This window comes from Panacagrimonas sp. (assembly GCF_965216805.1).
Classification (GTDB): Bacteria; Pseudomonadota; Gammaproteobacteria; order Nevskiales; family Nevskiaceae; genus Panacagrimonas.
Genome location: NZ_CBDCGN010000002.1, coordinates 376533 through 395647, shown reverse-complemented (window position 1 = coordinate 395647; position 19115 = coordinate 376533). Strand labels below are relative to the sequence as shown.

At 64.9% G+C, this 19115-nt stretch carries 23 protein-coding genes; 10 read left to right on the top strand and 13 right to left on the bottom strand.

Going from position 1 to position 19115, the window contains the following annotated elements; all coding sequences use genetic code 11:
- The 10 genes from ACOOHP_RS01900 to ACOOHP_RS01855 form a co-directional block, all read right to left on the bottom strand.
- Window positions 1-855: a glutathione S-transferase family protein gene (locus tag ACOOHP_RS01900; protein WP_420464770.1), complete on the bottom strand. Its 855-nt coding sequence runs from the start codon at window positions 853-855 to the stop codon at window positions 1-3.
- A gap of 46 nt (window positions 856-901) precedes the next feature.
- Window positions 902-1585: an SDR family oxidoreductase gene (locus tag ACOOHP_RS01895; RefSeq protein WP_420464769.1), complete on the bottom strand. Its 684-nt coding sequence runs from the start codon at window positions 1583-1585 to the stop codon at window positions 902-904.
- Window positions 1585-1785, bottom strand: a complete 201-nt coding sequence (locus ACOOHP_RS01890) for a hypothetical protein (protein WP_420464768.1) — start codon at window positions 1783-1785, stop codon at window positions 1585-1587. The genes ACOOHP_RS01895 and ACOOHP_RS01890 overlap by 1 nt, the downstream gene beginning before the upstream one ends.
- Window positions 1786-1971: 186 nt before the next feature.
- Window positions 1972-2679: a dienelactone hydrolase family protein gene (locus tag ACOOHP_RS01885; RefSeq protein WP_420464767.1), complete on the bottom strand. Its 708-nt coding sequence runs from the start codon at window positions 2677-2679 to the stop codon at window positions 1972-1974.
- An 80-nt stretch (window positions 2680-2759) separates the two neighbouring features.
- Window positions 2760-3929, bottom strand: coding sequence for an alpha-hydroxy acid oxidase (locus ACOOHP_RS01880; protein ID WP_420464766.1), 1170 nt, complete (start codon window positions 3927-3929; stop codon window positions 2760-2762).
- A 41-nt stretch (window positions 3930-3970) separates the two neighbouring features.
- Complete coding sequence (locus ACOOHP_RS01875) at window positions 3971-5047, bottom strand: zinc-binding metallopeptidase family protein (protein WP_420464765.1); 1077 nt, start codon at window positions 5045-5047, stop codon at window positions 3971-3973.
- A gap of 94 nt (window positions 5048-5141) precedes the next feature.
- The gene (locus tag ACOOHP_RS01870; protein ID WP_420466931.1) at window positions 5142-6593 is read right to left on the bottom strand and encodes a flavin-containing monooxygenase; all 1452 of its coding nucleotides are present in this window, start codon (window positions 6591-6593) and stop codon (window positions 5142-5144) included.
- Window positions 6594-6771: 178 nt separating this feature from the next.
- A complete protein-coding gene (locus tag ACOOHP_RS01865; protein ID WP_420464764.1) occupies window positions 6772-7698 on the bottom strand; it encodes a ferritin-like domain-containing protein in 927 nt (308 codons plus the stop codon).
- A 10-nt stretch (window positions 7699-7708) separates the two neighbouring features.
- A complete protein-coding gene (locus ACOOHP_RS01860; RefSeq protein WP_420466930.1) occupies window positions 7709-8542 on the bottom strand; it encodes an SDR family NAD(P)-dependent oxidoreductase in 834 nt (277 codons plus the stop codon).
- A 60-nt stretch (window positions 8543-8602) separates the two neighbouring features.
- A complete protein-coding gene (locus ACOOHP_RS01855; protein WP_420464763.1) occupies window positions 8603-9508 on the bottom strand; it encodes a metal-dependent hydrolase in 906 nt (301 codons plus the stop codon).
- 237 nt (window positions 9509-9745) lie between these two features.
- On the opposite strand from ACOOHP_RS01855, the gene ACOOHP_RS01850 reads away from it, so the two are divergent.
- Complete coding sequence (locus ACOOHP_RS01850; RefSeq protein ID WP_420464762.1) at window positions 9746-10399, top strand: TetR family transcriptional regulator; 654 nt, start codon at window positions 9746-9748, stop codon at window positions 10397-10399.
- A gap of 10 nt (window positions 10400-10409) precedes the next feature.
- Here ACOOHP_RS01850 and ACOOHP_RS01845 read toward each other — a convergent pair whose 3' ends face one another.
- Window positions 10410-11291, bottom strand: coding sequence for a lysophospholipid acyltransferase family protein (locus tag ACOOHP_RS01845; RefSeq protein ID WP_420464761.1), 882 nt, complete (start codon window positions 11289-11291; stop codon window positions 10410-10412).
- Between the two features lie 433 nt (window positions 11292-11724).
- Between ACOOHP_RS01845 and dtd the strand changes: the two genes are divergently transcribed.
- The 9 genes from dtd (at window position 11725) to tatC (ending at window position 17155) form a co-directional block, all read left to right on the top strand.
- Complete coding sequence (dtd, locus tag ACOOHP_RS01840; RefSeq protein WP_420464760.1) at window positions 11725-12162, top strand: D-aminoacyl-tRNA deacylase; 438 nt, start codon at window positions 11725-11727, stop codon at window positions 12160-12162.
- 96 nt (window positions 12163-12258) lie between these two features.
- Window positions 12259-12852, top strand: coding sequence for an imidazoleglycerol-phosphate dehydratase HisB (gene hisB, locus ACOOHP_RS01835; protein WP_420464759.1), 594 nt, complete (start codon window positions 12259-12261; stop codon window positions 12850-12852).
- Between the two features lie 121 nt (window positions 12853-12973).
- Window positions 12974-13630, top strand: coding sequence for an imidazole glycerol phosphate synthase subunit HisH (gene hisH, locus ACOOHP_RS01830; RefSeq protein ID WP_420464758.1), 657 nt, complete (start codon window positions 12974-12976; stop codon window positions 13628-13630).
- 213 nt (window positions 13631-13843) lie between these two features.
- Complete coding sequence (hisA, locus tag ACOOHP_RS01825) at window positions 13844-14566, top strand: 1-(5-phosphoribosyl)-5-[(5-phosphoribosylamino)methylideneamino]imidazole-4-carboxamide isomerase (RefSeq protein WP_420464757.1); 723 nt, start codon at window positions 13844-13846, stop codon at window positions 14564-14566.
- A gap of 79 nt (window positions 14567-14645) precedes the next feature.
- Window positions 14646-15440 carry an imidazole glycerol phosphate synthase subunit HisF gene (hisF, locus tag ACOOHP_RS01820; RefSeq protein ID WP_420464756.1) on the top strand — a complete coding sequence of 265 codons (795 nt, stop codon included), beginning with the start codon at window positions 14646-14648 and terminating at the stop codon, window positions 15438-15440.
- 10 nt (window positions 15441-15450) lie between these two features.
- A complete protein-coding gene (locus ACOOHP_RS01815; RefSeq protein WP_420464755.1) occupies window positions 15451-15798 on the top strand; it encodes a phosphoribosyl-ATP diphosphatase in 348 nt (115 codons plus the stop codon).
- A 47-nt stretch (window positions 15799-15845) separates the two neighbouring features.
- Window positions 15846-16076, top strand: coding sequence for a Sec-independent protein translocase subunit TatA (tatA, locus tag ACOOHP_RS01810; protein WP_420464754.1), 231 nt, complete (start codon window positions 15846-15848; stop codon window positions 16074-16076).
- Window positions 16077-16088: 12 nt separating this feature from the next.
- Window positions 16089-16379 (top strand): Sec-independent protein translocase protein TatB, encoded by a 291-nt coding sequence (gene tatB, locus ACOOHP_RS01805; protein WP_420464753.1) that lies wholly within the window; start codon window positions 16089-16091, stop codon window positions 16377-16379.
- Window positions 16376-17155 carry a twin-arginine translocase subunit TatC gene (tatC, locus tag ACOOHP_RS01800; RefSeq protein WP_420464752.1) on the top strand — a complete coding sequence of 260 codons (780 nt, stop codon included), beginning with the start codon at window positions 16376-16378 and terminating at the stop codon, window positions 17153-17155. Before tatB ends, tatC begins: the two co-directional genes overlap by 4 nt.
- 23 nt (window positions 17156-17178) lie before the next feature.
- Here tatC and aroE read toward each other — a convergent pair whose 3' ends face one another.
- Window positions 17179-18072, bottom strand: a complete 894-nt coding sequence (gene aroE / locus ACOOHP_RS01795; RefSeq protein ID WP_420464751.1) for a shikimate dehydrogenase — start codon at window positions 18070-18072, stop codon at window positions 17179-17181.
- Between the two features lie 17 nt (window positions 18073-18089).
- Window positions 18090-19082, bottom strand: a complete 993-nt coding sequence (gene hemB / locus ACOOHP_RS01790; RefSeq protein WP_420464750.1) for a porphobilinogen synthase — start codon at window positions 19080-19082, stop codon at window positions 18090-18092.
- Window positions 19083-19115 lie beyond the last annotated feature (33 nt).

Here is a 19115-nt window from a genome sequence, read left to right as displayed (position 1 = left end):
TCAGGAAACCTCTCTGAATTTCGGTTTGGCCGGATCGAACAGGCTACGCAGGCGATGGTCCGCGTGCTCGTCGTTAGGCCGCGGCTTCTTGAGATTTTCCGCCAGGTAGGCCTCGGCCGCTTCACGATCCTTGCGCAGCTCGGGGTAGTACTTGTCGAACACGCGCTTCAGGAAGGCCGCCAGATTCGGCTTGGCCCGGATGTACTGACCGATCGGACTCGGGAACGGCGTCATCGCACAGTGGCCCAGCGCGGCATACATGTTCGCGTCCAGCGACGACGGCCGATCGCCGAACAGATAGGGCTTGTCGCCGAGCAGATCGGACATCGCATCGGTGAGCTTGCGACAGATGAACTCGACATCCTGCTCGCTGTTGCGCCCGGTGCCGTGGAACCAGAACTGCGTGAGCAGGTTGTCGCGGAAGGCCTCGACCGGCGCGCGGCGCTGCTCTTCCGGCAGCCACGACAGGAAGGTGACCCACAGCGGGTCGTAGATCGCAAAATCCTGGTCGCGGCGATAGCGCGTCTGTACCGCCATCCAGTACCAGCACTCGCCGAACATGCGGTGGATCAGTGTGGCCGTGGCCTTCTGCTCCTTGGTCAGCCAGCCATCGAGCTTGTCGCCGTACTTGTCTTCCAGGTAGTACTGGATGAGTTGGGTGTCGTCCACGTTGGTGCCGTCGCTGTCGACGATCCACGGCAGCTTGCCCTTGGGGGTCTTGGCCAGATCGCCCTTTTCCAGGATCACCGCCTTGAACGGAATTTCCGCCATGCGCAGGTAGGCATCGGTATAGGAGACATAGGGACTCATGTCGGAGAGGCCCCAGGCCGGCAGATATCCATACAGTGTGATCATGATGCAACTCTCCTCAGGTCGCGGCACTTGCGGCCGCTGAAATCGGCTACCAGGGCAACGCCTGGCCGTTGGCGTGACGGAACGTTCCCGTCGTTTCCAGACTCAGCTCGTCGAGTCGCGCGATCAGCCCACGCGCGGATTCATCGGGGTCGATCAGGGTTCCGACCGTGGTCTGATCGCTCAAGCCCGCCGTCATACGCGTGCGCACGCTGCCCGGGTGCAGGCAGATCACCGCAATGCCGCGCGGGCGCAGCTCATGCGCGAGATTGATGCCGGCCATGTTCGCCGCCGCCTTGGAGATCCGGTAACCGTACAAGCCGCCGCTGCCGTTCTCGCTCAGCGAGCCGACGCGGCTGGTCACCAACCCGATCTTGCCGCCCGCAGCCATCCTCGGCAGCAAGGCCTCGGTGACGCGCAGCGGTCCCAAGGCGTTGACCGCAAATTCGCGCTGGAACATGTCGTAGTCGAACTCGCCCAGCTTGCGTTCGACCACCAGCCCGGCGTTGTGCAGCAGCACGTCGACGCCGCGACTGCCGATCTGTCCGACCAGCTTGCGCACCGCTGCGGCCGAGGTGATGTCGATGCCCGCCGCGACCTCGACGCCTTTGTCGCTCAATGCAGGCGCGTCCTCCAGGCAGGCCCCGATCGCGGTGTCGCCGCGCGCGGCGATCTGTGCGCAGATCGCCGCTCCGATGCCACGATCTGCTCCGGTCACGATCCAGGTCGCCATCAGACTTGCTCCTTGGTCCTGCCCAAGCGATCGCCGACTGGTTCATCGTGATCGATCACCGAGCGCCGGTAGCCGCCGATGCAATTGCGCGCCTTCTCCTCGGCATGATCAGCGTTGTCGTCGCAGAAGGACCAGGCCGTGATCGGTGCGTCGTTGGTACGGGCGACAGCCTGGAAGATGGGGCAGGCTCCTAGTTGCATGATCGTCTCCTCCGCCTGGGCGACATCCGATCTGGCCCGAAGCCGATCCTTGAGTGTTGGCCAGTTTGCGCCGCGACCCGAAGCGAAGAAACTAGGGACCGCCCTCATCCTGTGGCGGGGGCGCCCGCCCGGCCGGAGCGACCTCCAGCTGCGCGGAATGCATGGCGGCGGGTGCGTCCCGAGTTCCTAGGAGGAGGGCATATTGGTGGCCAGAAATGCCAGGGTGCGGCCGCGCGCCAGTGCCGCGGCGGTCTGGTCATAGCTGCCGCGCGCCCAGCAGTTGAAGCCGTGATCCACGCCGGCGTAGACCTCGACCATGGCGTTGTCGCGCGGTCCAAAGGCTTGCCGCACCGCCTCCACCCCTTCGAGCGGAATGAAGCGATCCTGCTCCGCGAAGTGAAACAGGATCGGCGCGCGGATCTGCGGCGCCAGATCCAGTACCGAGGGGATACCACCGCCGTAGTAGCAGACCGCCGCATCCACGTCGGTCTGCGCTGCGACGTGAAAGCTCAGGCGCCCGCCCATGCAATAACCCATGACCGCCGCCGGCCCCTTGCACTCCGGGCGTTCGCGCAGGGCTGCGAGCGCAGCGGTCAAATCCGCCAGCGCGCACGGAAAATCGAGGCCTTGCATCAGCTCGATACCGCGCGCGAAATCCTGGCCGTCGTAGCCCAGTTGCACCCCTGGCCGCTGCCGCCAGAACACGTCGGGTGCCAACACCGTGTAGCCATCCATGGCGTACTGGGCAGCCACTGCCTGAATGTGCGCGTTTACACCAAAGATTTCCTGGATAAGCAGAATGCCGGGTCCGCTCCCGGTCGGCGGCGTGGCCAGGTACGCCTGAAACCTGCCGCCTTCGGCGGCGATGTCGATCCAGCAGTCTGATGCGCTCATGGTGTCGGACTCTTCGCATGAAATAGGGACAGCACGTCGCCCCGCAGCTTACCGCTGAGCGTTTCAGGCCGGCGCGCGCGTCATACCTCGACGTCGGTGCGGCCATCCCGGCGCCGCACCTGGGCGCGGCCCAACTCGTCGATACGTGTGCAGCCGAGTAATGCCATGTCGCGCAGCAGCTCCTCGCGCAGCAGATGCAATGCGCGCTCGACGCCGGCCTGTCCGCCAGCGGCCAGGCCGTAGAGATAACCACGACCGATGCTGCAGGCGTTGGCGCCGAGCGCGAGCGCCTTGAGCACGTGGGTACCGCGGCGGACGCCGCCGTCGACGATCAACTCCAGCCGGGTGCCGACCGCCTCGCGCATCGCCGGCAGCGCCTCGATCGGAGCCGGCGTGCCGTCGAGCTGCCGTCCGCCATGGTTGGAAATCATCACCGCATCGGCTCCCACCGCCAGCGCCTGTCGGGCGTCGCTCGCCGTGCCGATGCCCTTGATCACCAGCGGCCCATCCCACTGGGCGCGCAACCACTCGGCATCGCGCCAGCTCACGCTGCGATCGAGCTGGCTGTTGACGTAATCGATCAGGCCCATGGCGCCGCCGGCGAGGGCATCGACCCGGTGCACGACGTTGGCGAGGCGAAAGTCCGGATCGCGCAGCCAATGCCAAGCCCAGTGCGGCGAGGCCGCGAAGCTGAGCAGACTGCGCAGGCCGAGCCGCGGCGGCATGATCATCCCGGTGCGACGGTCGCGTTCGCGGTTTCCGGCCAGCGGCGTGTCCACGGTCAGACACAGGGCGGCATATCCGGCGGCCTTGCAGCGCTGCGCGAACTCCAGGGTCAGTCCCCGATCGCGATGAATGTAGACCTGAAACATCTTCGGGCCGGGCACCTGGGCCACGTCCTCAAGACTGGTGGTACCGAGTGTGGACAGGGAGTACAGCGTGCCGTAGCGATGCGCAGCGCGAGCAGCGCCCAGCTCCTTATCGTGGTGAAACAGTCGCGACATGCCGGTCGGCGCCAGGAAGAACGGCAGCTCCAGATCGCAGCCGAGCACGCGAGTGCTCAGATCGATGCGGGAAACATCGCGCAGGATCGAGGGCAGCAGGTTCCAGTCGTCGAAGGCTTGCGTGTTGTGACGCAGCGTCCATTCATCGTCGGCACCGCCGTCGATGTAGTGAAACAGGGGCGCCGGCAGGCGTCGGCGGGCGCGGGCGCGCAGGTCATCGACGTTGTGACAGTGCTGCAGATCCATCGGCCCGGATCGACTGGCTCAGTCCATCGATGGCAGCGCGATCACGGCGCGACGCCATTCGCGACCGCGCTCGGGGGGGCGGCCGGCCTCAGGTTCTCGTGTATGAAGCGCAGCTTGCGAATGACCGGCTCGGCCAGCACGAAAGGATAGCCGTCGGCGAGTCCCAGACTGCGATTGAGGTTGTTGAGCACGTAGGTCAGGGCCAGCCACTCGCGGATCAGCATATCGAACGGACGTTGCTCCAGCGGCGTGCCATCCCAGCTCGTCAGACTCGGCTCGTCGTCGCGCTGCGGACGGATGCGCACGCCACAGCGGACCGCGGTTTCCAGCGAGTCCAGCATGTGCAGGTAATGCGCCCAGGTCTCGGCCCAATCTTCCCAAGGATGGACGCTGGCGTAAGCGCTGACGTGGCTGGCCTGCCACTGCGGTGCGGGACCGCGTTCGTAATGCCGCTGCAGTGCGCTGGCGTAATCCTGACGCTCGTCACCGAAACACTCGCGAAAGGCTTGCAGGCGATCACCATCGCGAATCAGGCGATCCCAGTAGTAATGGCCGACCTCGTGGCGGAAATGTCCGAGCAAGGTGCGATAAGGCTCGTGCAGATTCAGCCTTCGACGCTCGCGCTCGAGGTCGTCCGCTTCGGCAATGTTGATGGTGATGATGCCGTCTTCGTGCCCGGTCAGCACGCTGCCCTGCACGTCGTCGCCATCATCGCTGAGGAAGCGATAACGCAACCCGTCCAGAGGCAGGCCCAGATCGAGCAGGGTGTAGACCAGGCGACGCTTGGCCGCCTCCAGTTTGCGCCACGCCTCCAGGTTTCCGCCCACGTCGAGCGCCGGCAGCATCTGCGTGAGGCGGCAGGATCTGCACAGTGAATCGGCGTCCTCCATCGCTACCGCCCAGTTGCAGATGGCGTGGGTGATGCCGTTCTCGCACAAGCGCACCTCCGCACCGTCGGATGCCGGCGCCAGCGAACGCCAGGTCCCGTCGTCCAGCGGCTCCAGGGCCGCCATCGCGCCGAGTTCCGGCAGATAGGCCAATGTTCGCTCGCAAGCCACGCAGACCGAGTTCTCGAAAAATACGGTCTGCCCACAGCCATCGCAATGAAAAACTCTCATCTCGCTACATCACCACCGTTACAGAAGGCCGTCTAGCTTATGTCGCCTGCCCTCCCGGTGCTGCACTTCGCCCTGCCGGGCGCTGAATGAGACCTCAAACGGCAATCGTGCGGTAATGCTGCGGGTTCCAGCGCGCCATCTGCGCCCGGAACTGAGTTGCAAGGCCCGGATACATGGTGGCGTTGTAGCCATCCTCGGTCAGATACCAGCTCTTGCAGCCGCTGTTCCAGTTGGTCCGCATCAGGCGCTTCTGGATGCCCTGGTTATAGGTCTTTTGCGCCTCGGGCTTCACGTCCAGGACCTTGAGATTCTCGCCAAGCAGCTTGCCGACGCCCTGCACGATGTAGTCGATCTGCGCTTCCATGTAGACCAGCGCGGAGTTGTGCCCGGGGCCGGAATTGGGACCGAAGGTCAGGAACAGGTTCGGGTAGCCGGACACGCTCACGCTCTTGTAGGCCTGCGCACCGCGCGACCACTCGTCGTTGAGCTGACAACCCTTCAGACCGTTGACCGGAAACGGCGCGCCGGATTTGCTCACGTCGAAGCCGGTGGCGAACACGATGCAGTCGAACTGGTGCTCGATGCCTTCGACGGTGCGGATGCCCTTCGGCGAGAGATTCGCGATCGGCCAGGTGATGAGCTTGGCGTTCGGTGCCTGCAAGCTCTTGTACCAGTCGTTGGAAATGAGAATTCGCTTGCAACCGAGCCGGAAGTCCGGCGTGAGCTGGCGACGCAGCCAGCCGTCCTTCACTTCGGATCGCAGATAGAGCTTGGCGAGGCGCTCGAACAGGGTGGTGACCGGCGTCGTCCACACCACGCCTACCGCCATCGACTCGTGCACCCAGTACAGCAGTTCGCGGAACGCGGTCTGCGCGGCGGGGAAGCGCACGAACAGCTTCTTGCTCCACGCGGGCGAGACGTAATCCGGCCGCGGCATCACCCAGGCCGGTGTGCGCTGGAACACCTTGACCTGCGCCGCCTGCTTCACCAGCTCGGGCACGATCTGGATCGCGCTCGCGCCGGTGCCGACCACGGCGACCTTCTTGCCCGTGAAGTCGTAGCTGTGATCCCAACGCGCGCTGTGAATCTTGTGGCCTTCGTAGGTTTCCAGGCCGGCGATCTTGGGCCAGCTCGAATTGCTCAGCGGGCCCTGCGCCATCACCACGCTGCGCGCGCGATGCGTCTCGCCGCCCGCGGTCTGTACGTTCCAGACGCCGGCGGACTCGTCGAACGCCATGCTGGTGACGTTCTGATTGAAGCGCACGAACTTCGCCAGGTCGAAGCGCTGCACAAGTTGATGCACATAACCGAGAATCTCGCGACTGCCCGAAAATCCGCGCGTCCACTCCGGGTTCTGCGCGAAGGAATACGAGTACAGGTTCGACGGGATATCGCAGGCCGCGCCCGGATACTGGTTGTCGCGCCAGGTGCCACCGACCTCGCTGCCGCGCTCCAGGATCACGATGTCGCGGATACCGGCCTGCTGCAGACGGATCGCGGTACCGAGTCCCGCGAAGCCGGCGCCGACGATCAGCACGTCGACCACGCGCGAATCGGACTTCGGCAGATCGACGCTCGCGGCGGCATCGGATTTCTTGCGGCGCTTGAAGCTGGGCAGGCGGATGTCGTTCACAGCGCAAATCTCCGTAGGGAGGTAGGGCGGGCCGTGCCCGCCCGCGTTGTTCGGTTGATCGGCAGAGCGCAGTTGGCGGGCGCGGCCCGCCCTACGCGGCTGGTTTCCAGGTCAGCTCATTGACCCAGGTCGGCACGCGCGGCAGCGCCTTCGCCGGAATTCTCGCGGTGAGTTTCACCAGCGTGTCGACCGGCACGTGGTAGGCGCGCACGCCGCGGTCGATCACCCAGCGCCCCTGGCGCGAGATGAGCTGGAACCAGGGATTGCGGCGTCCGCCCGGCGTGCCGCCGACACGCTCGTACTTGCGCACTGCGTCGTAGAGCTTCTCCTCCTTGAGGCCCAGCTCGACGAGGTTGTCGCGCATCTTGTTGAGCAGCGGCAGGTAGGACGCGATGCCCAGCAGCAGGCGCGGATCGAGCATGCGGCCGATGAACTCGATGCCCTGCCGATACAGCGGGCCGTGGCCAAGCAGTTCCAGCACGTGGAAGTCCACGCCGAGGTGGCGCGACTCGTCGTCGTTGATGTGCTTGAACGCGGTGTGACACACCGGGTCTTCGACCGTGTCGAGCAGGAACTTGCACAGCGCGCCGTCGAGTGTGATCTCCAGCATCGGGATCACCGAGCCGAGCACCGACAGCGGCATCTGGTCGGCGTAGGTGTCGAGCCACTCGACGACGAGGCGGATGTTGATGTTCGGCTCGGGCAACTCGTCGCCGTCGAGCATGCCCCAGCGCTTCATCAGCGCCATCTCGGCGTTCGCGTGCTTCTGCTCTTCGGCGTGGAAGTAGCGATAGATCTCGGCCAGCGTCTCGTTCGGCGCCTTCTTCGCCATCGCGGCAAAGCCGCGCGCGCCGACATGCTCGATCCACATCAGGTCGGCCATGAAGGCCTTGAGCTTGGGATACAGCTCTTTGTTTTCGGTCACGAGTTCGCGGCCCGGCGCGTCCCAGTCGATGTCCGCGAGCGCCCACTGGCTGGCCTTGATCTTCGCCAGCATCTTGGTTTCGTCGAGTTGCATGGTGTTCTCCTCAGGCAGTCTTTGCGGCGAGCAGGCGGTTCAGCACACCCGTCCCGCGCGCGTACAGCGATGGGGCAAGGCGCTTCATGCGCCAGATGGTTCGTGCATCGAGCTGCGGCAGCACGTAGAGCTGATTGCGATCCAGCGCGTCGAGCGTGAGCTTCGCAACGCCCTCGGCCTCGATGCCGGTCCACTTCATGACCTTGTGCGCAAAGCCCGAGGCGCCCGCGGCGATGCGGCCGTCGCGGACGATGTTGGTCTTCACGAAGGTCGGGCACAGCGCCGTGATGTGCAGGCCGCTGCCCTGGAATTCCGCCGCCATGGTCTCGGTCAGCGCAAGCACCGCGGACTTCGAGACGTTGTACGGGCCCATGGTCGGCGCGGCCGCGAAGCTGGCGGTGGAGCCGACATTGATGATTCCGCCGCGGCCGTTGGCCCTGAGTTTGGGCGTGAACACGTGGCAGCCGTGGATCACGCCGTAGAGATTCACGCCGAGGACCCAGTTCCAGTCCTCGATCGAGGTCTCGCCCACCGGCTTGCCGCCCGCGCCGACGCCGGCGTTGTTGATGACGATGTCGATCGGGCCGTCGAGCCAGCGCTCGCTCGCTGCGGCGAGCGCCTCGACCTCGGCGAGCTTGGAGACGTCACAGGCAATCGCGGTTGCGGCCTGGCCCTCCGCCTCGACCAGCGCGACGGTTTCCTGCGCCGCGGCGAGATTGATGTCCGCGCAGACGATGCGTCCGCCGCGTCGCGCAAGTTCCAGCGCGAACGCGCGGCCGATACCGCTGCCGGCGCCGGTGACGACGGCGGCCGCGTTCGTGGTGAGTTTCTGCTTGGCCAAGATTCTCCTCCGGCCGGATGGAATGACGCCCCGCGCCGGTTTCGACGCGGGGCGTGAAGCGCTTTACGCAGCCGCCGCCAACGGCGCCGCGCGACGCGCATACGGCGCGCTGAACTGCTCGATGCCTTCCAGGTAGTGGCTGTTGTCGTCATCCCAGGGATGGAAGTCCGGGCGGAAGTACGCGAACCACGGGCGCACCATCTTGCGCAGGAAGCCGACCTCGCCGATGGCCATCTTGTAGAACGAGCGCCAGCCCTTGACGTCGCTCAGCTTGCCTTCCTGGCGCACGAAGTTCGCGTAATGCGGCAGCACCATGGCCCAGAAGATCGTGGTCGCCAGCACCAGGCCGAACGCACGGATGGTGTAGGCCTTCAGGCCGCGACCCTGCGTGGCTTCCCACACGTCGTAGGCCACACCCTTGTGCTCGGTCTCTTCCAGCGCATGCCACTTCCACAGCGCCAGATAGCCCGGTTCGGCATCAGCGGCGATGCGCGGCTCCTTGAGCAGGCCGTCGGCCATGATCGCGGTCAGGTGCTCCAGCGCGATGGTGCCGGACAGGCGGAACGCGGGCGAGGTGTTCTGCGCGAACAGGTCGAGCAGCTTCTTCACGCGCTTCTCGAACACCGCGGCGGACGGCAGGCGCTCGAACATCTTGGCGTTGTACTCGTCGTGCTCGCGACCGTGCATGGCCTCCTGGCCGATGAACGCGGTGGCGGCCTTCTTCAGTTCCGGGTCCTGGATCTGGTCGCGGTAATGGCGTACGGCGTCGATGAAGAAGCGCTCGCCGACCGGGATGACCAAACTCATGGTGTTCATCAGGTGGGTGAAGTGCACGCTACCCTGGCCATCGCCAACCCAGTCGTGCACGCGCTCGGCGGGCAGCGGGAAGTTGAGGTCGCGGCGCGTCGGCATCACGGATTCCGACTTCGCGTTGCGGGTGGCGGACTTCACGGACTTCAACGTGTTCATTTCTCTATGCTCCTCGGGCCGACGAAACCCTTGCTTGTGCAGTTCCCGGGGCAACGGCCCGCGGTCGGTATACAATCGTCTACTGGCAATGTAGACGAGTGTCTACTTAGACGTCAACACCGTCTGTGCCATTGAGCGATGTAAATATCATAGGTATTTGATATGGCGAAAAATGTAGGCCGATCACCGCCCAAAAAAGGGGCTCCAGAGCGACCGCCGAGCGGCCGCCAGAAGATCATGGAGGCGGCGCTGGAACTGGCCGCCACCACCCGCAGCCTGGCGAGCCTGGGCCTGCGCGAAGTGGCGCGGCATGCTGGCCTGAATCCCAACACCTTCTATCGTCACTTCAAAGACTTCGACGACCTGGGCGTGGCCATGCTCAAGGATCTCGGAACCGAGTTGCGCTCTGGCCTGCGCGAGCGGCGCATGCACCCTGCCGCCAAGGGTTTCCGTCTGTCGGACTTCAGCGATCCGGCCAAGGGCCTGAACGAGGCGCAGGCGCTGGCTCGCGAGTCGGTCGGCCTGGTGCTGGACTTCGTGATGGACCACCGCGAGGCCTACACCGTCGGCATCCGCGAGCTGCACGGCACCAGCCCGATCATGCGCAAGGCCATGCAGGACCTGCTCGAAGGCATCGCCCAGGACATGACCGAGGATCTGCTCGGCGTGCTCAAGCTGCCGGCGGTGACGCCCGAAGAGCTGATCGGAGTGGCTCGCGTGATCGTGCGTCAGATGGTGTTCTTCTCCATGGACTACCTGGAGCGCCCGGAAAATCACGCACAGATCAAGCGCGAGGCCGAGCGCTTCATTCTGCTGCTGTTCTGGGGCGCGATCGCTGCCCGGGCGCCGGGCCTGCTCACCCAATCCGGCATCAAATTCCCTGAAGTGTGATCGGGGGCGCTTAGAGGCGCTTCCGGCGGTAGGGACTCTGGATGCCCCGGGGCAGTCGTCGGAAACGCTTGTAGCTCCACCAATACTGTTCTGGCAGATGGGTCAGAACCGACTCGATGCCACGATTGAGCGCGGCGGCGCCGCCCGCAGCGTCCGCCACCTCGACCCCCAGCGGCACGATGTGGAATCGAAAGCCGCGCCCCCAGGTCAGACGCTCGGCGTAGCAGAAGCACACCGGCGCGCCGCTGCGCGCGGCGAGCTTGCTGACCAGTTCGCTGGTATGCGCGGGAATGCCGAACAGCGGCGCAAATACGCCCGAACCCTGGGGCGGATCCTGGTCCGGCAGCACGCCGATCATCTGCCCTTGACGCAATGCGTGCAGCAACGCGCGCACACCGCCCCCGGTAGTCGGCACCAGGTTGGCACCCAGGCGCGCACGGCCTTCCAGAATCAGGGCATCAATGGCGCCTTTCTGCGGCTTGTACAACGAGGTGATGCCGCCCAGCGACGCGCAGAACATCCCGGCCAGTTCCCAGGACCCGATATGCGGACACAACAGGATGGCGCCGCCAGCAGACGTCACCTGGCGAAGCTGCGCGGCCGCAGGCGGATCGTTGAGCCAGGCACGCAGGCGCCGCTCGGGCCCGAACCAGATCGCCGGTGCTTCCAGGATCGCCTTGACGAAGTGGATCAGCGACGCACGCGCGATGCGGCGGCGCTCCGATTCAGGCAGTTCGGGCAGACACAGGTCCAGGTGTCGCAGCGCGATGCGGCTGCGCTTGTTGGGCAGCCACCACATCAAGCTGCCGAGGCTGGTGGCCAGACCATGGAGTACCACCAGCGGCAGATATCCGAGCCCGATCAGGAATACGCGCGTTATCGACCCGGCCACAATCAACTTGAATTTCGGAGACCAACCGCAGTTCGGGTGGCCGGATCGGCAACCCAACGTTGCCCAGGGTTATTGAGGCGACCCGCGCCGGTCTCGCAATCCGGAGATTGCTCACACCTTGGAATCATTTTTCTTCAAGAGAACAGTGGCCGCCTCGGTAACAGAGGCATGTCGGCAATTGTTGGCCAATCCCGCGCGCGGCGGAAGCGCCGGTCTTGACGTTGCGCGCTGCGAACGCATCCTTCTATCTTCGCGAACCTGCCCGGGGCCCCGTTGGCAGCAAGGGCGCAGGCAACGCGTGGCCATTTCGATTCGGACTTTTTGAGGCGGCGGGGCGAACCGTGATTCGGCTTGATAAGACGCAGCGAAGCATTCTCAGAAAGGACGCAGCCGTAGCCGCGCGCGTTGCTGCCGCCCAGGCTGCCGGCCCCTCGTGATCGGCCTCCTGCAGCGCGTCAGTCGCGCCCACGTCGATGTCGCGGGCCAGCGAATCGCGGAGATCGGCGCCGGCTTGCTGGTGCTGGTTGGTGTGCAGGCAGACGATTCGGCGGCGCGGGCCGAGCGTCTGCTGCAGCGCGTACTGGGCTACCGCATGTTCGCGGATGCGCAGGGACGCATGAATCTCTCCCTGGCCGACTGCGGAGGCGGCCTGCTGCTGGTACCGCAGTTCACCTTGGCCGCCGATACACGCCAAGGCATGCGCGCAAGCTTCTCGGCTGCGGCCGAGCCTATGCTGGCGCGGCAGCTGTTCGATCACCTGGTCGCGCAGGCGCGCCGAAGCCACGGCCCGGTCGCCTGCGGCCACTTTGGCGCCGACATGCAGGTGACCCTGACCAACGACGGCCCGGTGACTTTCCGGTTGCAAGCCTGAAAATCCCGCGTCAACGCGTCGGCGACCAAATTGACCATCAGTTCAAAAGCAACCTGACTGGCGCTATCCTTGCCGCCCCCCGAACCGCGAAGTCCGATGCAAGCCCGCACTGCCAGCGTTTCCCGCCAGACGCGAGAGACGACCATCCGCGTCGACATCAACCTCGACGGTACCGGGGTGTCCAGGCTTGCCACCGGCCTGCCGTTCCTCGACCACATGCTGGACCAGGTCGCGCGCCATGGATTGATCGACCTGAGCATTCAGGCCGACGGCGACCTGCATATCGACGCCCATCACACGGTCGAGGACATTGGTATCACTCTGGGCCAGGCCCTGGACCAGGCGGTCGGCGACAAGAAGGGCGTCACCCGCTACGGCCACGCCTACGTTCCGCTGGACGAGGCGCTGTCGCGCGTGGTGATCGATCTGTCGGGTCGTCCGGGGCTGGAGTGGTTCGTCGAATTCCCGCGTTCGCACATCGGCGAATTCGATGTCGATCTGTTTCGCGAGTTCTTCGGCGGGTTCGTCAACCACGCCAAGACCACCCTGCACGTAGACGCCCTGCGCGGACGCAACGCGCACCACATCGCGGAAACCGTGTTCAAGGCGTTCGGCCGCGCATTGCGCGTGGCGGTGTCCAAAGACGCACGGATGGGCGACGTCACCCCGTCGACCAAGGGTTCGCTCTGAACCTCGTCAACGAGACTAGCTCCTTGCTGCGAGATGCCCCCACCCCACCGTCTGCTACCGCAGACGGTCGCCCCCTCTCCCGATTCGCGGTAGGGGGACGTTGGCCGGAGCCAACGCTCCGATGAGTATTATCGGCGTCATCGACTACGGCATGGGCAACCTGCATTCGCTCGGCAAATCGCTGGAGCGGGTCGCAGGGTCGGACCGCATCGAGATCTCCTTCGATCCAGAGAAACTCATCAAGTGCGACAAGCTGGTACTGCCCGGCGTCGGCGGCGTGCGCGGCTGCATGAACGAGCTGCGGCGTCTGGAACTCAGCGATCTGGTGTTGGAGGCCTCGCAGAAGCTGCCCATGCTCGGAATCTGCCTGGGCATGCAGGTCATGCTGGAATTCTCGGAAGAGAACGAGGGCGTCCCGGCGCTGGGACTGTTCCCCGGCGAGGTGGTGCGCTTCACCGACCCGCCACGGCTGCCGGAAGCCGGCGCAGAACGACTGAAGGTTCCGCACATGGGCTGGAATCGGGTGCATCAGACGCACGCGCACCCGATCTGGGCCGGCGTACCTGACGACAGCTGGTTTTATTTTGTGCACAGCTACTACGCACGCCCACGCGAATCGCGGCACGTGATCGGCAGCGCCGATTACGTGCACGCGTTTGCCTGTGCGATCGCGCGCGAGAATCTGGTGGCATTCCAGTTCCACCCGGAAAAAAGCCAGGGCGCCGGCTTGCGCCTGCTCGCCAACTTCGTGCAATGGGACGGGACGGTGCCCGGATAGTCGACTGACGCGGACCGGGCAGTCGTCATGACGTTCCCTGATTGCCGCGAATACGGCATCGGCAACCGTTGATGCGCATGCCGTACCCCCTATTGCCCGCACCGAATGATTGAGGCACAGTCGCGTGCACACGGGGAACCTTCATTCTGCAGATTTGTCGCGCCGCTGCGGCGCTTTCCTCCCATACGCGACCACCCGCCCGGCACGCTCGCAATGCTGTTGATCCCTGCAATCGATCTCAAGAACGGCGAATGCGTTCGCCTGCGCCAAGGGCGCATGGACGACGTCACCGTGTTCTCCTCCGACCCGGTTTCCATGGCCAGGCGCTGGGCCGACGAAGGAGCAGAACGCCTGCACATCGTCGACCTCGACGGTGCGGTCAAGGGCCAGCCGATGAATCTGCGCATCGTCGAACAGATCGCCGAGGCGATCGAGGTGCCGGTGCAGGTCGGCGGCGGTATCCGCGACGAGGAAACCGTGCAGCGTTATCTGGATGCCGGCGTTTCCTACGTCATCATCGGCACCAAGGCGGTCAACACCCCGCATTTTCTGCACGACCTGTGCCTGGAGTTCCCTCGTCACATCATTGTCGGGCTCGACGCCAAAGACGGCCGAGTCGCCCTCAACGGCTGGGCCAAGCTGACCCACCACGATGTGGTGGAGATGGCACAGCACTGCGAGCGCGATGGCGTCGAAGCCATCATCTACACCGACATCGGCCGCGACGGCATGATGGCCGGTTTCAACGTGGAATCGACGCGCAAGCTGGCGGCCGCGGTTAACACACCGGTGATTGCCAGTGGCGGCGTGTCCTCGCTGGAGGACATTCGCCGGCTCAAGGAACTCGAGGTCGAAGGCGTGGCCGGTGCTGTCATCGGACGCGCGCTTTACGAGGGCGGATTGAGCCTCAAGGATTGTCTGAAGGCGGCGCTGTGATGAATCCGGGAATCGCCCAAGCCGACGACGCTCGGTGCCTTTGATTCGAACGATTCCCGATTCGCCATTTCCGACTCCCATGCTCGCCAAACGCGTCATCCCCTGCCTGGACATCGACCGCGGGCGCGTGGTCAAGGGTGTCAAGTTCGAAGACGTGCGCGATGCCGGCGACCCGGTCGAAGTGGCGCGCAAATACGACCGCCAGGGCGCCGATGAACTGGTGTTCCTGGACATCACCGCCAGCTCCGACGACCGCCCTACCCTGTTCCAGACGGTGGAGGCGGTGGCACGGGAAATCTACATCCCATTGACGGTGGGCGGCGGCGTGCGAACCTGCGCCGACGTGCGCGCACTGCTCAAAGCCGGCGCCGACAAGGTGTCGATCAACACCGCGGCGGTGCAGCGTCCTGAACTGGTGACCGAGGCCGCCGACCGTTATGGCGTGCAGTGCATCGTGGTGGCGATCGACGCCAAGCGCGTGTCGAAAAAAAAGGAACCGCTGCGCTGGGAAGTCTTTACCCATGGAGGGCGTAAATCCACCGGCATCGATGCGGTGGAATGGTCGGTACGCATGGTCAAGCACGGCGCTGGCGAACTGCTGGTCACCAGCATGGACCGCGACGGCACCAAGGAAGGCTACGACGTGGAGTTGCTGCGCGCGATCTGCGATTCGGTCCCGGTACCGGTGATCGCCTCCGGCGGCGTCGGCAACCTCGATCACCTCGTCCATGGCCTGCAGGAGGGCCATGCCGACGCGGTGCTGGCGGCCAGCATCTTCCACCACGGCACTCACACCGTCGGCGACGCCAAGCGCTATCTTTCGGAACACGGCGTGCGCGTGCGGGAGCAGTCGCTTCCCGCATTCGTCATCTGAGCACGCTAGGGTGAGCGACTCATCCGACATCGGCCGCGCGCTGGACGCGCTCTATGCCACCTTGCTGGACCGCAAATCGGCCGATCCGACGAAATCGTACGCAGCCAGCCTTTATTCCAAGGGTTTGGACCACATTCTCAAGAAGCTGGGCGAGGAAGCGACCGAAACGCTGATCGCCGCCAAGAACGGAACCCGTCCGGAGCTGGTCTATGAAACGGTGGATCTGCTTTACCACTTGTTCGTCCTGATGGCGCAGGCAGGCATCTCTCCGGCCGATTTGGCCGTAGAGCTGGACAGAAGGAGCGGTCGGTCGGGCCTGGCGGAAAAAGCCAGCCGCACCGACGGCAAAGACAAATAGGCGCACAATTCGCCGCGCGACACCGCGTCGGCAAGGAGAAAAGCATCATGGGTACATTCAGTGTCTGGCATTGGTTGATCGTTCTGGCGATCGTGATCTTGGTGTTCGGCACCAAGAAGCTGCGCAACTTGGGCGGCGACCTCGGCGGTGCAATCAAGAACTTCAAGGGCTCGATGAAGGACGGCGAGGACACCGCAGACAAACACACCGCCGAACTCACCGCGGACGAAGACAAGTCCACGTCCGAAACCCCGGCGCGCGATTCGCACAAGGTCTGACGGACCGCCGCCTTGTTCGACATCAGCTTCACCGAGCTGGCGCTGGCTTTCGTGGTCGCTCTGATCGTTCTGGGACCGGAGAAGCTGCCCAAGGTCGCGCGCACCGTCGGCCGGTGGGCCGGTCAGGCCCGCGGCTACATGCGGAATCTGTCCACCGAACTGGAGCGCGAGACCCAGGTGCGGGAGATCAAGCAGCAGCTGCAAGAGGCCAAGAGCGCCCTGCGTGAGGCGGAAACCGCCGTCGAACGCGAAAGTCGCAGCATCGCCGATGACGTGTCGCAGGATCTCAAGCCCAAACCGTGAGCGACACCCCGCCAGAAAACTCGGCGCCCGAGCAGCCGCTGATCGCGCATCTGCTGGAGCTGCGCGACTGCGTCGTGCGCATCATCTATGGCGTCGGCCTGGCCTTCATCCCGCTGGCATATTTCGCCAAGGAAATCTACGCATTCGCGGCCAAGCCGCTGATGACCCTGCTGCCCGCAGGCACGTCGATGATCGCCACCGAGGTGGCATCGCCATTCTTCGCCCCGATCAAACTGGCCGGGGTGCTGGCAGTGGCGATCTCCATTCCGTGGACGCTCTACCAGATGTGGTCATTCGTGGCGCCGGGCCTGTACAAGACCGAACGACGGCTGGTCGCGCCGGTACTCATCTCCAGCTCTCTGCTGTTTTATCTGGGCATGGCCATGGCGTATTTCCTGGTACTGCCGACGGTGTTCCATTTCCTGATCAGCGTTGCGCCCGAGGGCGTGGCGGTGATGACGGACATCAACAAATACCTCAACTTCATCCTGTCGATCTTTCTGGCCTTCGGCCTGGCGTTCGAAACGCCGGTGGCGATCGTGTTGATGGTGAAAACCGGCTTTGTCACTCCGCAACAGCTCAAGGACAAGCGCGAGTACGTGCTGGTCGGTGTGTTCGTCATTGCAGCGGTGCTGACGCCGCCGGACGTCTTGTCGCAGATTCTGCTGGCGGTGCCGACCTATCTGCTTTACGAGCTGGGCATCCTGGTAGCGCAATGGACCACGCCGGAGGCACGTGAAGTCGAGGCGCAGGCCAAGGTTGCCGAGCGCGACTGATTGATTGCGGCTGCGGAGCCGCTTCAGTCCTGCGGCGGCAGCTCGACGTGGGATCGATGCACCGGCGCGTGCACCGCCGCCACCAGGTCGGTGTCCGTACCGACCTGCAATTCGCGCCGCAGCGCCACGATCACCGCTTCCCACGCCGGCTCGACGCCGCGCCAGATCTCGAACGCGGAAGCAGCCTGGCCCACCAGCATGCCCAGGCCGTCCTCGATGCGCGCCGCGTTCTGGCGCACCGCCCAAGCGGCAAACGGAGCATGCGCGGGACCGTAGCTGAGGTCGTAGCAATCGCCGCCCGGCGCCAGCAGTCCTGATGGCATCAGCGGCATCTGACCCGAATGTCCGGCCGAGGTGGCGTTGACGATCACATCGAAACGATCGCCCTTGAGCGCCACATGCGTGCGCGGCAGAACCTCGCCGAGGGGCTTGAAAGACTCGGCCAGCGCCTCCGGCTTCCAGGGGTTGCGGTTGGATACCGCAACCAGTGCCGGCGACGCCGCCAGGATGGGTTCGAGAATCCCACGCGCCGCACCGCCGGCGCCGAGCACCAGCACGCGCCTGGCGCGCAGCGCGATGCCCAGGCGTTTCAGGTCCGCCGCAAAGCCGACACCGTCGGTGTTGTCGCCGCTCCAGCCGCTTTCCGTGCGCTGCAGCGTGTTCACCGCACCTGCCTGCCGCGCGCGCTCGGAAATCGATTCGCACTGTGCCGCTACTGCCTGCTTGTGCGGCAGGGTCACATTGAGCCCGCGCAGGCCGAGCGCATGCAGGCGCTGCAATTCCTCGGCAAGGCGATCTGCCGGCACGGCCAGCGCGGTGTATTCCAGCACCTGCCCGGTCTGCCGCGCGAAGTGCGCATGGATCGAGGGCGACTTGGAGTGGGCGATGGGCTGCCCGATGACGGCGTAACGGTCCATGTGGAGTGAGCGCGTATTTATTCCGCCAGCCAGACCGCGGCCTGCTTGGCGTAGTAGCTGAGAATCAGGTCGGCGCCCGCGCGGCGGAAGCACAGCAGCGCTTCCATCAGAACAGTACGGCGGTCCAGCCAGCCATTGTCGATGGCGGCGTGCAGCATCGCGTACTCGCCGCTGACCTGATAGGCCGCCACCGGTACTGCGAAGCGATCCTTGACCCGGCGCACGATGTCCAGATAGGGCATGCCGGGTTTGACCATGACGATGTCGGCGCCCTCGTCCAGATCCAGTTCCACCTCGCGCAGGGCCTCGTCGCTGTTCGCCGGATCCATCTGGTAGGTGCGCTTGTCGGCCTTGCCGAGATTTCGCGCCGAGCCCACCGCATCGCGAAAAGGCCCGTAAAAGCCGGAAGCGTACTTGGCGGCGTAGGACAGGATCAGAGTGTGCCGCTGCCCGTCGCGCTCCAGCACCTCGCGCAGCTGCCCGACGCGGCCATCCATCATGTCGCTGGGCGCCACGATGTCGGCGCCCGCTCGCGCGTACACCAAGGCCTGGCGCCGCAGGATTTCCACGGTGCGCTCGTTATCGACGTCGCCGCCATCCAGCACACCGTCGTGTCCGTGCGTGGTGAACGGATCCAACGCCACATCGACCATCACCGCCAGCTCAGGACAGGCCTGCTTGACCGCCTGTACGGCGCGCGGCACCAGACCTTGAGGGTTCAGCGCCTCGTCGCCCTCGTCGCTCTTGAGGCCCTGCGGGATCACTGGAAACAGCGCAACGCAGGCGATACCCAGCGCCTGCAACTGCTCGCATTCGCGCACCAGCGCGGCGATGTCCATCCGATGGACGCCGGGCATGGAACCGATCGACCCGGCTAGATCGCCTTCGGCTACGAACAGCGGCTGGATCAGATGTTCCGGTGCCAGCACAGACTCGCGCACCATGGCGCGAAGCGCGGCGGTACGACGCAGGCGGCGCGGACGGATCGCGGGAAAGCTGGCGTGAGTCAAGTTCTTGCTCTCAGAAATGCTCTGCGGATTATA

Bases quoted from the DNA above. Each gene is read 5' to 3' on its own strand.
- ACOOHP_RS01850 (WP_420464762.1), top strand. From the start codon at position 9,746: ATGGAGGCGGCGCTGGAACTGGCCGCCACCACCCGCAGCCTGGCGAGC.
- aroE (WP_420464751.1), bottom strand. From the start codon at position 18,072: ATGGACCGTTACGCCGTCATCGGGCAGCCCATCGCCCACTCCAAGTCG.
- ACOOHP_RS01875 (WP_420464765.1), bottom strand. From the start codon at position 5,047: ATGAGAGTTTTTCATTGCGATGGCTGTGGGCAGACCGTATTTTTCGAG.
- tatA (WP_420464754.1), top strand. From the start codon at position 15,846: ATGGGTACATTCAGTGTCTGGCATTGGTTGATCGTTCTGGCGATCGTG.
- hisA (WP_420464757.1), top strand. From the start codon at position 13,844: ATGCTGTTGATCCCTGCAATCGATCTCAAGAACGGCGAATGCGTTCGC.
- hisH (WP_420464758.1), top strand. From the start codon at position 12,974: ATGAGTATTATCGGCGTCATCGACTACGGCATGGGCAACCTGCATTCG.
- ACOOHP_RS01890 (WP_420464768.1), bottom strand. From the start codon at position 1,785: ATGCAACTAGGAGCCTGCCCCATCTTCCAGGCTGTCGCCCGTACCAAC.
- hisF (WP_420464756.1), top strand. From the start codon at position 14,646: ATGCTCGCCAAACGCGTCATCCCCTGCCTGGACATCGACCGCGGGCGC.
- ACOOHP_RS01880 (WP_420464766.1), bottom strand. From the start codon at position 3,929: ATGGATCTGCAGCACTGTCACAACGTCGATGACCTGCGCGCCCGCGCC.
- ACOOHP_RS01865 (WP_420464764.1), bottom strand. From the start codon at position 7,698: ATGCAACTCGACGAAACCAAGATGCTGGCGAAGATCAAGGCCAGCCAG.
- ACOOHP_RS01900 (WP_420464770.1), bottom strand. From the start codon at position 855: ATGATCACACTGTATGGATATCTGCCGGCCTGGGGCCTCTCCGACATG.
- ACOOHP_RS01895 (WP_420464769.1), bottom strand. From the start codon at position 1,585: ATGGCGACCTGGATCGTGACCGGAGCAGATCGTGGCATCGGAGCGGCG.
- hisB (WP_420464759.1), top strand. From the start codon at position 12,259: ATGCAAGCCCGCACTGCCAGCGTTTCCCGCCAGACGCGAGAGACGACC.
- ACOOHP_RS01885 (WP_420464767.1), bottom strand. From the start codon at position 2,679: ATGAGCGCATCAGACTGCTGGATCGACATCGCCGCCGAAGGCGGCAGG.
- ACOOHP_RS01855 (WP_420464763.1), bottom strand. From the start codon at position 9,508: ATGAACACGTTGAAGTCCGTGAAGTCCGCCACCCGCAACGCGAAGTCG.